The organism is Acinetobacter sp. YH12155 (assembly GCF_013418255.1).
In the GTDB taxonomy this organism is placed as follows: Bacteria; Pseudomonadota; Gammaproteobacteria; order Pseudomonadales; family Moraxellaceae; genus Acinetobacter; species Acinetobacter indicus.
In genome coordinates, this window is sequence record NZ_VPCK01000004.1 from 70985 (window position 1) to 85050 (window position 14066).

The 14066-nt window shown below is 49.6% G+C and carries 11 protein-coding genes; 9 read left to right on the forward strand and 2 right to left on the reverse strand.

The features are described 5' to 3' along the window. Positions 1-4 precede the first annotated feature (4 nt). Both gshA and FTU86_RS03605 read left to right on the forward strand, forming a co-directional pair. Positions 5-1582, forward strand: a complete 1578-nt coding sequence (gene gshA / locus FTU86_RS03600; RefSeq protein WP_180048318.1) for a glutamate--cysteine ligase — start codon at positions 5-7, stop codon at positions 1580-1582. Positions 1583-1602: 20 nt separating this feature from the next. Beyond that, entirely contained in the window at positions 1603-2133 is a 531-nt protein-coding gene (locus FTU86_RS03605; RefSeq protein ID WP_016658712.1) for a disulfide bond formation protein B, read from the forward strand. Between the two features lie 69 nt (positions 2134-2202). Here the strand turns inward: FTU86_RS03605 and FTU86_RS03610 are convergent, their stop codons facing one another. After that, positions 2203-3534, reverse strand: coding sequence for a hypothetical protein (locus FTU86_RS03610; protein ID WP_168369899.1), 1332 nt, complete (start codon positions 3532-3534; stop codon positions 2203-2205). Positions 3535-3778: 244 nt separating this feature from the next. Here FTU86_RS03610 and FTU86_RS03615 point away from each other — a divergent pair, with 244 nt between their 5' ends. The 7 genes from FTU86_RS03615 to urtE all read left to right on the forward strand — a co-directional run bounded on the left by FTU86_RS03615 (position 3779) and on the right by urtE (position 12256). Then, positions 3779-4363, forward strand: coding sequence for a YqiA/YcfP family alpha/beta fold hydrolase (locus FTU86_RS03615; protein ID WP_005180877.1), 585 nt, complete (start codon positions 3779-3781; stop codon positions 4361-4363). A 14-nt stretch (positions 4364-4377) separates the two neighbouring features. Continuing rightward, positions 4378-6258, forward strand: a complete 1881-nt coding sequence (parE, locus tag FTU86_RS03620; RefSeq protein WP_005180875.1) for a DNA topoisomerase IV subunit B — start codon at positions 4378-4380, stop codon at positions 6256-6258. Between the two features lie 390 nt (positions 6259-6648). After that, positions 6649-7932 (forward strand): urea ABC transporter substrate-binding protein, encoded by a 1284-nt coding sequence (urtA, locus tag FTU86_RS03625; protein WP_180048319.1) that lies wholly within the window; start codon positions 6649-6651, stop codon positions 7930-7932. A 93-nt stretch (positions 7933-8025) separates the two neighbouring features. After that, complete coding sequence (gene urtB / locus FTU86_RS03630) at positions 8026-9654, forward strand: urea ABC transporter permease subunit UrtB (protein WP_180048320.1); 1629 nt, start codon at positions 8026-8028, stop codon at positions 9652-9654. 4 nt (positions 9655-9658) lie between these two features. After that, complete coding sequence (gene urtC / locus FTU86_RS03635; protein WP_016658716.1) at positions 9659-10732, forward strand: urea ABC transporter permease subunit UrtC; 1074 nt, start codon at positions 9659-9661, stop codon at positions 10730-10732. After that, positions 10729-11547, forward strand: a complete 819-nt coding sequence (gene urtD / locus FTU86_RS03640; protein WP_104473394.1) for an urea ABC transporter ATP-binding protein UrtD — start codon at positions 10729-10731, stop codon at positions 11545-11547. The genes urtC and urtD overlap by 4 nt, the downstream gene beginning before the upstream one ends. Before the next feature lie 10 nt (positions 11548-11557). Continuing rightward, complete coding sequence (gene urtE, locus FTU86_RS03645; RefSeq protein WP_075168209.1) at positions 11558-12256, forward strand: urea ABC transporter ATP-binding subunit UrtE; 699 nt, start codon at positions 11558-11560, stop codon at positions 12254-12256. Positions 12257-12542: 286 nt separating this feature from the next. On the opposite strand, the gene FTU86_RS03650 is transcribed toward urtE, so the two are convergent. After that, positions 12543-13958 carry a DASS family sodium-coupled anion symporter gene (locus tag FTU86_RS03650; protein WP_180048321.1) on the reverse strand — a complete coding sequence of 472 codons (1416 nt, stop codon included), beginning with the start codon at positions 13956-13958 and terminating at the stop codon, positions 12543-12545. Positions 13959-14066: the final 108 nt, after the last annotated feature.

Genomic DNA, 14066 nt, shown 5'->3' on the forward strand with positions numbered 1-14066 from the left:
TGTAATGAGTCAACCCGAATCGACCTCTCAAGATACTTTAACGACTTGGGTGGATTCTTCGCTACTGCGCGGCATGTTGCGCGGTATTGAGCGTGAAAGCCTGCGTATGCAAAGCAATGGATTTCTCTCTCAGGCAGCCCATCCGAAGGGCTTGGGTTCGGCACTGACTCATCCGCATATCACCACCGATTATTCCGAAGCATTAATGGAGTTTATTACTCCGCCGCAGGACAGTATTCCGGGTGCACTGAATTATTTAAGCGATATTCATGCCGTGGTGTATCGTCAGCTGGAACATGAAGAAAAACTCTGGCCGCTGTCAATGCCCTGTATGCTGGATGATGCCGAAGAACGTATTCCGCTGGCGCAATATGGCAGCTCCAATATTGGCCGTTTCAAGACCTTATACCGTCATGGTTTAGGGGTACGCTATGGACGCCGGATGCAGACCATTTCCGGGGTGCATTATAATCTGTCTTTCCCGGATGCCTTATTTGAAGCGCTGCAACAACAAGAAAGCGATAAGGCACTCAAAAATCTGAGCCTGCAGGATTATCGCAGCCATCGCTATTTCGGTTTAATCCGTAATTTTATTCGCCTGACTCCACTGGTGATGCTGGTGGTCGGTGCCAGTCCATCGGTGTGTCAGTGTTTTATGACCGGCCGTGAACATCATTTGCTGCCACTGGTACGCGGCACGCTGTTCCTGCCGTATGCCACCGCCTTGCGCATGGGCCGTTTTGGTTATCAGAATTCGGCGCAAAAACAGCTCGGGATTCACTATAACAACCTGAGTGGTTATTTAGAGGGTCTGCAAAAAGCCGTCAAAACCCCGTATCAGCCATTTAGCCGTTTGGGCCTGAATGATGCACAGGGTGAGCCGATCCAGATCAATGATCACGTGCTGCAAATTGAAAACGAATACTACAGTCTGGTGCGTCCAAAACAGGTGCCGCAGGCGGGTGAAACGCCATCGCAGGCGCTGGCCAATCGTGGGGTCGGCTATGTCGAATTACGCGCGGTCGATGTCAATCCGTATAGCCCGATCGGGATTGATGAACACACCGCCGGCTTCCTGGAAGTGCTGGCGCTGTACTGTCTGCTGAAAGACAGCCCGGCGTTATTGGATGCTGAACAGGACATTATTGAGCGCAATCAGGCCGAAGTCGTGAATCGTGGCCGTGCGCCAAATGCCACCATTTTGGCAGATGGCCAGTCCTATCTGATTGAAGACTGGAGCCGTAGTCATGTTCAGGCCATGCAGCCTTTGGCTGAACTGCTGGATCAGGCCTATGCCACAACGCTATATAGTCAGGGTCTGGCGACCATGCTCGGCCGGATTGATGAAGTCGATGCGACGCTATCCGCGCAGGTGATTGAAGATACCTTACATCAGGGCGGCACTTGGAATTTTGGCAGCCATATGGCGCAGCAACATGCTGACGTCTATCAGGCGCATGTATTAAGCCCGGAAACGCTGGCCTATTTTGAAGAAATGGCCCAGCAATCATTGCAACAACAACAGCAACTTGAGCAGGAACAGACCTTGAGTTTTGAGCAGTTTCTGACTCAGTACCGATAAAAACAGAAAGAGGATTGACCATGCAATGGAGTTATCGCTTCGTGAGTGGTGTTTTGTTTTGTGCCAGTGTGGTGGGGATGGCCTTCGCCCTGTATCTTGAGCATGTGCAAGGTCTGGCGCCGTGTCCATTATGTGTTTTCCAGCGTGTCGGCCTGATTGGTCTGGGGATCATTTCCCTGATCGCGCTGCTCCATAACCCGCTTTCGGGGGCGTTTAAACGGCTGTATGCCTTTTTGGGCAGCTTAAGCATTTTATGGTCGGCCGGTGTTGCCGCGCGGCATGTCTGGCTGCAAAACCTGCCGCCAGATCAGGTGCCAAGCTGTGGCCCGGGACTGGATTATCTGGTCGATGCCTTGCCAATGAAAGCGGTGCTGCAACAGGTGCTGTCTGGGTCTGGCGAATGTGCAGTGATTGACTGGACTTTTCTGGGCCAATCCTTGCCGGTCTGGTCGTTAGTGTTCTTTATTGTGCTAACGATTATTAGTATCTGGCAGTTAATCCGTACCTATCCCTATACTGCGGCCAAAACCAAGCCGGTAAAAAAGAAATAATATTGTCTCCAGATCAATAACCAACAGGAGGGCCATGGCCCTCCTGTTTTAATTGTAGCGCATCAATTTTTAAGTCAGGGCAATGCCTTCAATACTTTCTAAATTGACAATATATTCACGTACCCGTTCATTGACCCGGTCATCATTTTCCGGATAAAACCATTTCACAATCTGCTCGGCCACGCTGGAATGGTACTGAATTTCCATATGGTTCAGGCCATAAAACACCGCCTTATGCGATTCCGGCAGTTTGAGCTGAAAACGCGGGTTCGGATGTTCACCCAGCGCACTTTTGACACTGACCAGATAATCGCCAATTACTTGGCGGGTGCGGTTGCGCTTGTTTTCATATTCAATAGTGCCGGCCACCAAAAAGGCATTAATATGGGACGGGAAGGGCGCCGGTTTGCGGTTATCATCAATTTCACCAATTCGCGCTTCATTGTGTTCCCAGTCATCATCCCGCACGCTGCCATAGCGTAAATCCAGAATACCGTTACTGCGGATATTCACCACATGCCCGACAATTTTCATAAACGGGAAACGCCCCAGTTTATCCTGTAAGTGAAAGCCGAAACGCTCCAGCGCTGCACCATGATGCGGCGAACCCAGACAGACCAGGTTATCGACCATATGAATCCATTCATGCAAATCCTGCTTGCCATAAAACAGGGCACTGCGTGACACCAGTCCACCCATGCTATGTCCAATCAGGCTAATACTGGTGATATTCGGATTGCGCTGAATCAGATCTTCCAGCGTATTGGCCAGACTGTGACCATTGGCAGAAATACGCCGTCCGGTGTTGTAATTTAAATACAGCATGGTGTTGCGCTGGCGCTGTGCCAGCAGTTTTTCGCCAATGCCACCATATTGCTGATGTGACCAGTCCAGATGGTTCATACACAGGCCATGCACAAACAGAATCACCTGTCCGGTCAGCTCGCCTTTTTGCACACTGCCGTAGTGGTCATAAATAGTCATTGGCAATGCCAGCGGATTTTGCTGATTCAGCAAATAATCACCCAGTACGCCATTTAAAATACCGACCAGCACATGCATATACGGTGTCAGCGGCTTGTCATGCAGGCGCGGAAAACGATCAATTACCTGACGCAGACTGGGCGCCAGCAGGTAGTTGCTATAGTTTTGCAAGGTATCAAAGGACAGGCTGTACAGCTTGCGAATGGGCGACATATTCTGGAATTTTCGGGAGTGCTGTTCACTCATGCCAAACAGGCTCAGCAAGACCTCACGCTGAATGGTCTGCACCAGCTCTTTGACCACCTGATGCACCGGCATACTTAACAGCTGCGCCAGACCTTCCAGTAAATCGGCCTGGCTGGGCGGTGTGGTGTCCCATTTACAATAAGTTTCATGCAATGGCGTTAAACTTGGCATGTGCTACTGCCCCCTAACAATAGTGTCGCGGCTACTTTCTTTTTCGTTGGCTTCACGGTATAAATTTCTAAGCTTAATTTTATATCATTCATCCCGAACAACTTTTACAATAGCCAGGATGACGCCCCAGTTTTAATTTTTTTGTCTAACAATTATTTGTGACATACAAATTAAAACATGAATGTGATAAAAGTCTCAAAAAAGTAAATACAACAATGAACATGGATAACATCCGATTAGCACAATGAATTTAATTTATTTGCATGGTTTCAGGAGCAATCCCTTTTCTGCCAAAGGCCAGCTGTTGCGGCAAGCGCTGGCACAGCGGAGTGACATTCAGGTGCATCTGCCCGATCTGAATGCGCCGCCACGCGAGGTAATGCAGCACTTATCTGCACTGATTGAGCAGCTGGATCAGGTAGCGCTGGTCGGCAGCAGTCTGGGTGGCTTCTATGCGACACAACTGGTCGCACGCTATGCGGTTCCGGCTGTGCTGATTAATCCGGCTATGCGACCATGGCAGTTGTTTCAGGAGCTGTTCGGCGATGCACAGATTCCGCTAAAAGTGCATGAACACTGGACGCTGGAGCGGCTACATTTACAGCAACTGGAACAGATGGCTGTGCCTTTTGTTGAAAAGGCAGACAAAATTTTAGTGTTATTGCAGCAAGGCGATGAAGTTTTGGATTATCGTGACGCACAGCGTTATTATAGCCAGGCCCAGCATAGCTCTCTGATCATGACCGAAACCCGCGGCAATCATGGGATGGACAACTTTGCGCTAAAAATACCTATGCTGCTGCAGTTTTTATCGGATTCCCTAAAATAAGGAAACAGTACAACGTGTCTCAATATACGGCTCAATCTCTTGAAGTTTTATCTGGTCTCGATCCGGTCCGTCGCCGTCCGGGTATGTATACCGACACCTCGCGTCCGAACCATTTGGCGCAGGAAGTGATTGATAATGCTGTCGATGAGGCACTGGCCGGACACGCCACCAAAGTTAGCGTGACCGTGTATAAAGATGGCTCGCTGGCAGTAGAAGACAATGGCCGCGGGATGCCGGTGGATATTCACCCGGAATATGGCCAGAGCGGAATTGAAATTATTCTGACCAAGCTGCATGCTGGCGGCAAGTTCAGTACCGATAACTACCAGTTTTCCGGTGGTCTGCACGGGGTCGGGATTTCTGTGGTGAATGCCTTGTCGACCCGGGTAGAAGTCGATGTACAGCGTCAGGGCAATCTCTACAAAATGGCTTTTGAGCAGGGCGAAGCCACTGGACCACTAGAAGTGCTGGAAGGTAAAGCGCCAAAACGTGCGTCAGGCACCTTGGTGCGTTTCTGGCCGGAAGCCAAATATTTCGATTCACCAAAATTTGCCTTAAAAGCCTTAAAACATAATTTAAAAGCCAAAGCGGTTTTGGCGGCTGGCCTGCAAATCAATTATATCGACCAGATTAATGATGAAAAAATCACCTGGCAGTTTGAAAATGGCCTGGTCGATTATTTAATGGATGAACTGGAAGACCGCGAGATTATTCCGGCGCCGGCCTTTGTCTCTTCAGGCAATGCAGAACGCGCCAGCGCAGAATTTGCGATTTGCTGGAATGTTGAAGGCGGTGAAAGCATTCAGGAATCTTACGTCAACCTGATTCCGACCGCGCAGGGCGGTACCCATGTCAATGGTTTGCGTTCCGGTATCACCGATGCCATGCGCGAGTTCTGTGAGCTGCGTAACCTGTTGCCGCGTAACTTGAAACTCTCGGCCGAAGATGTCTGGGATGGAGTGAACTATATCCTGTCGCTAAAATTCCAGGAGCCACAATTCTCCGGTCAGACCAAAGAGCGTCTGTCGAGCCGTGAAGCGTCCGGAATTGTGCAGAATATTGCCAAAGATGCCTTTGCCTTATGGCTGCATCAGAATTCAGATATAGCGCTGCAACTGGCAGAAATGGCCATCTCCAAGGCCGGTCGCCGTTTAAAAGCAGCCAAAAAAGTCGAGCGTAAAAAGATTGTGTCGGGTCCGGCTCTGCCAGGCAAGCTGGCCGACTGTGTCGGTCTGACCCGTGAAGAATCGGAACTGTTTATTGTCGAAGGGGATTCTGCGGGCGGTTCGGCCAAGCAGGCACGTGACAAGAATTTCCAGGCCATCATGCCGATTCGCGGTAAAATTTTAAATACCTGGGAAGTGTCTTCTGATGAGGTGCTGGGCTCTCAGGAAGTGCATGATATTGCCATTGCGATTGGGGTTGATCCGGGTTCAGATGACTTGTCTGAACTGCGTTATGGCAAAATCTGTATTCTGGCCGATGCCGACTCCGATGGTCTGCATATTGCCACCTTGCTCTGTGCGCTTTTTGTCAAACATTTCCCGGCTTTGGTAGAAGAAGGGCATTTATTTGTGGCCATGCCGCCATTATTCCGGATTGATGACAATAAAGATGTACATTACGCACTGGATGAAGATGAGCTCAACGGCATTTTAAATAAATGCAAAAGCAAAAATCCGCAAATCACCCGCTTTAAAGGCTTGGGTGAAATGAACGCCAGCCAGCTGCGTGAAACCACCATGGACCCGGATACACGCCGTCTGGTGCAACTGGATCTGGATGATATTCATGTCACTGCCGGTTTGCTGGATAAACTGCTGGCCAAAAAACGCTCCGCAGACCGGAAGCAGTGGCTAGAGCAAAAAGGCAATCTGGCTGATCTGGTGGTTTAAAACCTTAAAACTTTCATCATTTTAGAAAACCTGCCCGTCTTGGTGCAGGTTTTTTTATATCGCTGATTTTTTCTCCAAAATGAGGCAATCCGGCTGGATAGGGTTGCACTTTTTTTGTTCACTTTTGCGCCTCCTTAGCCTTCAATATCTCTAAAAACTCTAGAGCGCACTCTGCTTGGGTGTATGTGGTGCTGATCAGTGCAGCGTAGCTGAAGGGCTATGCTTCATTTTTTATATTAATATAAGTAACTAATTTTTATGATTTAAATCTTACTTGTCCCGTCTAGATCTGCCTGTCAGTTTTGCGTTTGGCATAGAAATTGAATTATCCGCTGCAGTCATAGAACAACAGGCACCATGTTCAGGTGCTGCATAAGTGTGGAGAAATTCATGAAGTTCCAGCGCAATCTGTTTTCAAAAAGTATGTTAGTGGCCAGCATGGCCGGGGTTGTGGCGCTCAGCGGCTGCTCAAAATCGACCGAAAGTAGCGACAGTGCCAGCACAGCCCAGCCAGCGGCCAGCACCGGTGAGACCATTAAAGTCGGCATCCTGCATTCCTTGTCCGGCACCATGGCCATTTCAGAAACCTCGCTAAAAGATACCGCGCTAATGGCAATCAATGAAATTAATGCCAATGGCGGGGTGCTGGGCAAAAAGCTGGAACCGGTGGTGGTTGATCCGGCCTCTGACTGGCCACTGTTTGCAGAGCAGGCGCGCCAGCTGATTACTCAGGATAAGGTTGCGGTCATTTTTGGTGCGTGGACTTCAGTATCACGTAAATCGGTACTGCCGGTGGTGGAAGAGCTGAATGGTCTGCTGTTCTATCCGGTGCAATATGAGGGTCAGGAACAGTCGAAAAATATTTTCTATACCGGCGCAGCACCTAACCAGCAAGCGATTCCAGCAGTGGAATATCTGATGAGTGAAGAGGGCGGTCAGGCCGAACGTTTTGTGCTGCTAGGAACGGATTATGTCTATCCACGGACCACTAACCAGATTCTGCGCGCTTTCCTGAAATCAAAAGGCATTGCCGATGCCGACATTATGGAAGAGTACACCCCGTTTGGGCACAGCAACTATCAGACCATTGTCAGCAATATTAAAAAATTCTCGGCTGGGAAAAAGACTGCGGTCATTTCCACCATCAATGGCGATTCCAATGTGCCGTTCTACCGTGAACTGGGCAATCAGGGCATCAAAGCTTCTGATATTCCGGTGATGGCGTTCTCGGTGGGTGAAGAAGAATTACGCGGTATTGATACCAAGCCACTGGTCGGCCACTTGGCATCGTGGAACTACTTTATGTCGGTAAAAAATCCGGTCAATACCGAGTTCACCAACAAAATGAAGCAGTACGCAGTCGATTATAAACTGCCAAATGCCAACAAGCTGGTGACCAATGACCCGATGGAAGCGACCTATGTCGGCATCAATATGTGGAAGCAGGCGGTAGAAAAAGCCGGCACTACCGAGGTGGATCAAGTCCGTGCAGCCATGGCTGGTCAGGAATTTAAAGCACCCTCTGGTTATACCTTAAAAATGGATGCGTCAAACCATCACTTGCATAAGCCGGTCATGATCGGGCAAATCCGTGCCGATGGCCAGTTTGATATTGTTTATAAAACCCCGCAAACCCTGCAGGCAGAACCTTGGAGTCCTTACCTTCTGAAGTAAGTTTGACATCACGCCTGCTGCTTCGGCAGCAGGTTTTTTTTCGATTTCTCTGCCTTCTTATAAAAAAGAGGACACACAATAGGGGGATATAAAATGAATATTCGCGTGAATATCGCCGCTATTTTTCTGATTTTTGCCCAAGTTTTATCGATACAGCTGGCTCAGGCCGAACAGCCGCAAACACAGACAGCCGTTGCTGTGACACAGGCCGATGCCATCCAGCAATTTGTGCAAGGTGATTTCGCCAGCCGCCGTGCCTTACTGAACCAGTGGCCCGGCAGCCTCGAACAGCTGGATCAGCTTGCACAATATGTTGAACAGCAGCAGCTCTATAGCGGCGCCAATGGTCAAACCTATATTCTGGAATCGGATGAGCGTTTACTGCATTATCCGGCACTGGAGCCGGTTAGCGACTGGCCAAGTGATCTGGCGCAGGTCACGCTGGTGAATACCTTGCAGAAAGCGCTGACCTTTGCGCTGGCGCATTCAAAAATGCAGTCAGAAGATGCGGCTGAGCGCCTTGAAGCTGTCGATATTTATGAAAGCAATCTGTCTGAATTACAGCTGGCGCAGATCAATCGCCTGTATTTACAGGAACGGAATAATAAGGTGAAGGCGCGTCTGGCCCAGCTCAAAGCACGGCTGGATTATCAGCAGCCAGATGTGCTGGTGAAAATTCAGGCCGCCCAGGTACTGGCCGATTCCAACCGTCCCGATGTACTGGCCATGGTGGAGCAGGAGCTGCAACAGCCGAATCTGAATCCGGAACTGAAAGCCGTGTTGCTGGAGGCCAAAAGCGCCATTCAGACCCGCTTACAGGCCAGTGAATGGGCCGGGCATCTATTTTCCGGGCTCAGTACCGCCAGTATTTTGCTGCTGGCGGCGTTAGGACTGGCCATCACCTATGGTCTGCTCGGAGTCATCAATATGGCGCATGGCGAGCTGATCATGATTGGCGCTTATACCACCTATGTGGTGCAAAGCCTGTTTAAAAGCCATTTTGGCGGTTATCTGGACTGGTACCTGATCGTGGCGATTCCGGCAGCCTTTCTGGTCAGCGCTTTAATTGGCATGCTGATTGAACGCACGGTAATTCGTCCGCTCTATGGCCGTCAGCTGGAAACCCTGCTGGCCACCTTTGGGGTGAGTCTGATTTTAATGCAATTGGTGCGGATGATCTTTGGCGCACAAAACGTGGAGGTGTCCAATATTGCCTGGCTGTCTGGCGGCATTTCCATTAGCCCAAGCCTGATGCTGCCGTATAACCGTATCGCAATTATTGTCTTTACCATCACCGTGCTGTTGTTACTGGTCTATTTACTCAATAAAACCCGTTTTGGTCTGTTTGTGCGGGCTGTAACCCAAAACCGTCAGATGGCACGTGCCGTCGGAATTCGTTCCAGCCGCATCGACATGATGGCTTTTGGTCTGGGTTCAGGACTGGCCGGACTGGCCGGTTGTGCCTTGGCGCAGGTCGGAAATGTCGGCCCGGATTTGGGGCAGAACTACATTATTGATGCCTTTTTGGTGGTGGTAGTTGGCGGGGTTGGTCAGGTCTGGGGTGCGGTACTGGCAGCACTGGGTCTGGGTATTAGCGGGACTGCGCTGGAAATTGGCATGGGCGCTGTACTGGCCAAAATTATTCTTCTGGTTCTTGTGATTTTGTTTATTCAAAAACGCCCACAAGGTCTGTTTGCCATCAAAGGCCGTTTTGTGGAGTAAGCGCATGAAGATCACACATTTACTTTCCGATAAACCCTATAGCGGGGCAGCCATTGCCGCCTGTTTTGCGATTTTACTGCTGTTGCCGTGGCTGCATCTGTTGCCGAGTGATTCGGCACTGCATCTGTCGGCTTATTGGGTCACCCTGATTGGCAAAATCATGTGTCTGGCACTGGTGGCTTTGGCCTTGGATCTGGTCTGGGGCTATGCCGGTATTTTAAGTTTGGGTCATGGCCTGTACTTTGCTCTGGGCGGTTATGCGTTTGGCATGTACCTGATGCGCCAATCCGCGGGTGATGGGCTGCCAGACTTTATGCGTTTCTTAAGCTGGACCGAGTTGCCGTGGTTCTGGGTTGGTACGGAACATTTCCTCTGGTCGCTTGCACTTGTTGTTTTAGTGCCGGGCATCATTGCCTTTGTGTTTGGCTTCTTTGCTTTTCGCTCCAAAATCAAGGGCGTGTATTTCTCGATTATCACCCAGGCCATGACCTTTGCTGCCGCACTACTGTTTTTCCGTAATGAAACCGGTTTCGGCGGCAACAATGGTTTTACCGGCTTTAAAACTATTTTGGGCATGGATATTACCTCGGCGCCGATGCGGGCCAGCCTGTGTTTTATCACCGCGCTGGTGCTTCTGCTGTGCTTTATCGGGTTGCGTCATCTGATGAATCAGCCTTATGGTCGTGTGCTGGGTGCAATTCGTGACAGTGAAAACCGTCTGCAATATCTGGGCTATCGCACGCTGTGGTACAAGCTGTCGGCCTGGGTACTGTCTGCGGTGATCGCGGGTATTGCCGGGGCGCTGTATGTGCCACAGGCCGGCATCATCAACCCGAGTGAAATGAACCCGGTCAACTCAATTGAAATGGCGGTCTGGGTCGCAGCGGGTGGTCGTGGCACCTTAATTGGGCCTTTGCTCGGCGCGGGTGTGATTAACGCGGCCAAAACCTATTTCACCGCTGCTTCCCCAGAGGCGTGGTTACTGATTTTAGGGGCGCTGTTTATTGTGGTGACCATCTTCCTGCCGAAAGGGATTATTGGTCTGTTTGACCGTTTTAAAAAGGAGCGGAGCGAATGAGTGAACTGTTGCAAGCTCATGGCGGCCATGCTGCTGAAGGTTATGGCCGTCCCAAGGAACAGGGCGCAGATTTTAGCCACGGTATCGCACTGTATTTGGAAAAAGTCAGTGTCTGGTTTGATGCCTTTCGTGCCTTAAATGATTTATCGCTCTACATTGCAGAAGGGGAATTACGTTGCATCATTGGACCCAATGGTGCCGGTAAGACCACTTTGATGGATGTGATTACCGGTAAAACCCGTCCAACGGAAGGCTCTGCCTTTTTTGGCCAGACCTATGATCTAGCCAAGATGAGCACCGAACAGATTGCCGAGGCCGGAATTGGACGCAAGTTCCAGAAACCCACGGTATTTGAAAATTTTACCGTGATGGAAAACCTACTGCTGGCCGCACCAAAAGATAAACGGGTGAAAAAAAGCCTGTTTAGCAAGCTCGATCCCGATGCCCAACAGGCGCTGGAAGAATCGCTGGCGCAAATCCGTTTGCAGGAATTTGTACATAAACCAGCCGGATTGCTGTCGCATGGTCAGAAGCAGTGGCTGGAAATTGGCATGTTGCTGATGCAGCGCCCGAAGCTGATTTTGCTGGATGAACCAGTGGCAGGTATGACCGATGCCGAAACTGAACGCACCGCAGAGCTATGTCTGGAGCTGAAGAAAAATCATACCTTGATTGTGGTCGAGCATGACATGAGTTTTATTGACACCATCAGTGAAAAAGTCACGGTGCTGGCACAGGGTGCCATTCTGGCAGAGGGTACATTGGCCGAAGTTCAGGCCAATGAAGATGTGATTGAAAAATATTTGGGACGTTAAGGAGACCGCGATGCTAGAAGTCAAAGACGTCAATCAGTTTTATGGGGGCAGTCATATCCTGCGCGATGTATCGTTTCAGGCTCCGGTCGGCGCATGTTCAGTGGTGCTGGGGCGTAATGGCGTGGGCAAAACCACCTTGCTGAAATGCTTGATGGGCATTTTGCCGATTAAGTCCGGGCAGATTCTGCTGGATGGCAAAGATATTTCCAGGCTCAGTCCGGAGCAGCGCGTGCGTGAAGGTTTGGCCTATGTGCCACAAGGCCGCGATATTTTTTCGACCTTAACAGTTGAGGAAAATATCCTGATTGGGATGGCGAAATTTAAAGGCGCAAAAACCCGAAAAGTACCGGAACATCTGTACGAGATTTTTCCGGTTCTGGATGAAATGAAGCAGCGCCGCGGTGGAGATTTATCCGGTGGTCAGCAGCAGCAACTGGCAATTGCTCGCGCGCTGGCTTCTGAACCGAAGGTATTAATTCTGGATGAGCCAACCGAGGGTATTCAGCCCTCGATTATTAAAGATATTGGCCGGGTGATTCGTAAACTGGCTGATAGTGGCGAAATGGCAATTGTGCTGGTCGAACAGTTCTATGATTTTGCCGAAGAGCTGGCCGATGGCTATACCGTGATGGCGCGTGGCCAGGTGATTGCACAAGGTGCCGGCAGGGAAATGCCGGAGAAAGGGATTCGGGAGTTAGTAGCGATTTAATTTCCCTCTCTCAAAGGGAGGTTTGGTGGGATTTAACAATTCAAAGCCTCCCTGAGCAAGAGATCAGTATGGCTTGATCTTGCAGCGCAAGAAGGGAGGTGTGGAGGCTTCAATTTCACCTCTCCCTGACTCTCCGAAAAGGAGAGGGAAATTTTCATTCCATAAAAAATACCCGCCATACTGGCTGGATCTGAACTCACCCCCACTACTTTTAATGTGTATAGGTAAAAATTAAACAAAAAAAAGAGCACTGAAATCAGTGCTCTTTTAGATGGATGCTGAGCGTTTAGCTAAAGAACCAGTATACGAACAGCGCAATAATGAAGGTACACAGGATGTTTAATACTATCCCGACACTCATCATTTCACGCTGTCTGATATGACCGGTACCAAACACAATTGCATTTGGCGGTGTCGCTACAGGCAGCATAAAGGCACACGATGCACCAATACCAATAATAATCACCAGAATTTCTTTTGGCATACCCATCTGGTCGGCAATGGCAGCAAAGACCGGTACCAGCAGTGCAGCAGAAGCGGTGTTACTGGTAAATTCAGTCAGGAAAATAATGAAAATGGTCACCACAAAAATAATCACCAGCGGTGATGCCGTACCAAATACATCCGCAACGGTTTGACCCAGCACCAGCGATGCACCTGAATCTTTTAACATCGCACTTAAGGTTAAACCACCACCAAACAGCAGTAATACACCCCAGTCGGTATTTTCAGAAACCTGTTTCCAAGTGGCTGTACCTAAAATCACCACCAGACAGGCGGCGACCAGCGCGGTCCAGGTATCCGGAGATGAAATACCAAAGTTCTCGCTGAGTTTTTTGCCAAAAATCCAGGCAATCGCGGTACAGATAAACAGAATCATGGTCGCGATACGGGTTCGGTTCCATGGAATTACTTCTGTTTCAAAATGAATTTTCTGGTTCAGTTTCGGACGCAACACCAGATATAAACTGACCAACATGGCTGGCAGTAAAATCAGCATCATCGGCAAACCGATTTTCATCCAGTCGGCGAAGTCATAGTCCAGTGCTTTGGCAGCAATCGCATTCGGTGGTGAACCGACCAGCGTTCCCAGGCCGCCAATACTGGCCGAATAGGCAATCCCGAGAAGAATAAAGACGAAGGTAGAGCGCTCTTTGGTTGAATCCAGGTGCGACAGCAGACCCAAAGCCAGCGGGAGCATCATCGCTGCGGTGGCGGTATTGGAAATCCACATCGACAGTGCAGCTGTGACGGCAAAAATGGCCAGCACTGAAATCCCCAAATGCCCGCCAGACATGGAAATAATCCACATCGCAATTTTACGGTCCAGTTTCTGGATATGTAGGGCAGTGGCCAAGGCAAAACCACCAAAGAACAGGAAAATGACCGGGTCAGCAAAAGTCCGCAGCGCCTGCGTGGTGGTCATCGGTACCAGTTCTTTGCTGGCATTTTCAATCGGCATGCCAAGCGCTACGGCCAGCACCGGCACCAGCAGCGCGGTAATGGTGATATGCACCGCTTCAGTCAGCCATAAAATCCCGATAAACAGCAGCAGGCTCAGGCCTTTATTGGCATAATCATCATAGGGCAAAATATGGTAAAAGCCCCAAGAAAGCAGGGCGGCAATGACAATAATAATCCAGCCTTTGACAATGCCTTTCGGCGCGGCCTCGACCGGTGGTTTTAACGTATCTGTATTCATATACGATCCTTTTATAGATTTATAGGAATTAGAGTAATCGGCCTATTATTTAATATTTTTCAAGCAGGGGGGCAAAGTATAAATTGATTATTTTGCAGCTAAGAGAAG

Excerpts from the sequence above, each read along its gene's own strand:
- FTU86_RS03610 (WP_168369899.1), bottom strand. The coding sequence starts at position 3,534 with ATGCCAAGTTTAACGCCATTGCATGAAACTTATTGTAAATGGGACACC.
- urtA (WP_180048319.1), top strand. The coding sequence starts at position 6,649 with ATGAAGTTCCAGCGCAATCTGTTTTCAAAAAGTATGTTAGTGGCCAGC.
- urtC (WP_016658716.1), top strand. The coding sequence starts at position 9,659 with ATGAAGATCACACATTTACTTTCCGATAAACCCTATAGCGGGGCAGCC.
- FTU86_RS03615 (WP_005180877.1), top strand. The coding sequence starts at position 3,779 with ATGAATTTAATTTATTTGCATGGTTTCAGGAGCAATCCCTTTTCTGCC.
- urtD (WP_104473394.1), top strand. The coding sequence starts at position 10,729 with ATGAGTGAACTGTTGCAAGCTCATGGCGGCCATGCTGCTGAAGGTTAT.
- urtB (WP_180048320.1), top strand. The coding sequence starts at position 8,026 with ATGAATATTCGCGTGAATATCGCCGCTATTTTTCTGATTTTTGCCCAA.
- gshA (WP_180048318.1), top strand. The coding sequence starts at position 5 with ATGAGTCAACCCGAATCGACCTCTCAAGATACTTTAACGACTTGGGTG.
- FTU86_RS03605 (WP_016658712.1), top strand. The coding sequence starts at position 1,603 with ATGCAATGGAGTTATCGCTTCGTGAGTGGTGTTTTGTTTTGTGCCAGT.
- FTU86_RS03650 (WP_180048321.1), bottom strand. The coding sequence starts at position 13,958 with ATGAATACAGATACGTTAAAACCACCGGTCGAGGCCGCGCCGAAAGGC.
- urtE (WP_075168209.1), top strand. The coding sequence starts at position 11,558 with ATGCTAGAAGTCAAAGACGTCAATCAGTTTTATGGGGGCAGTCATATC.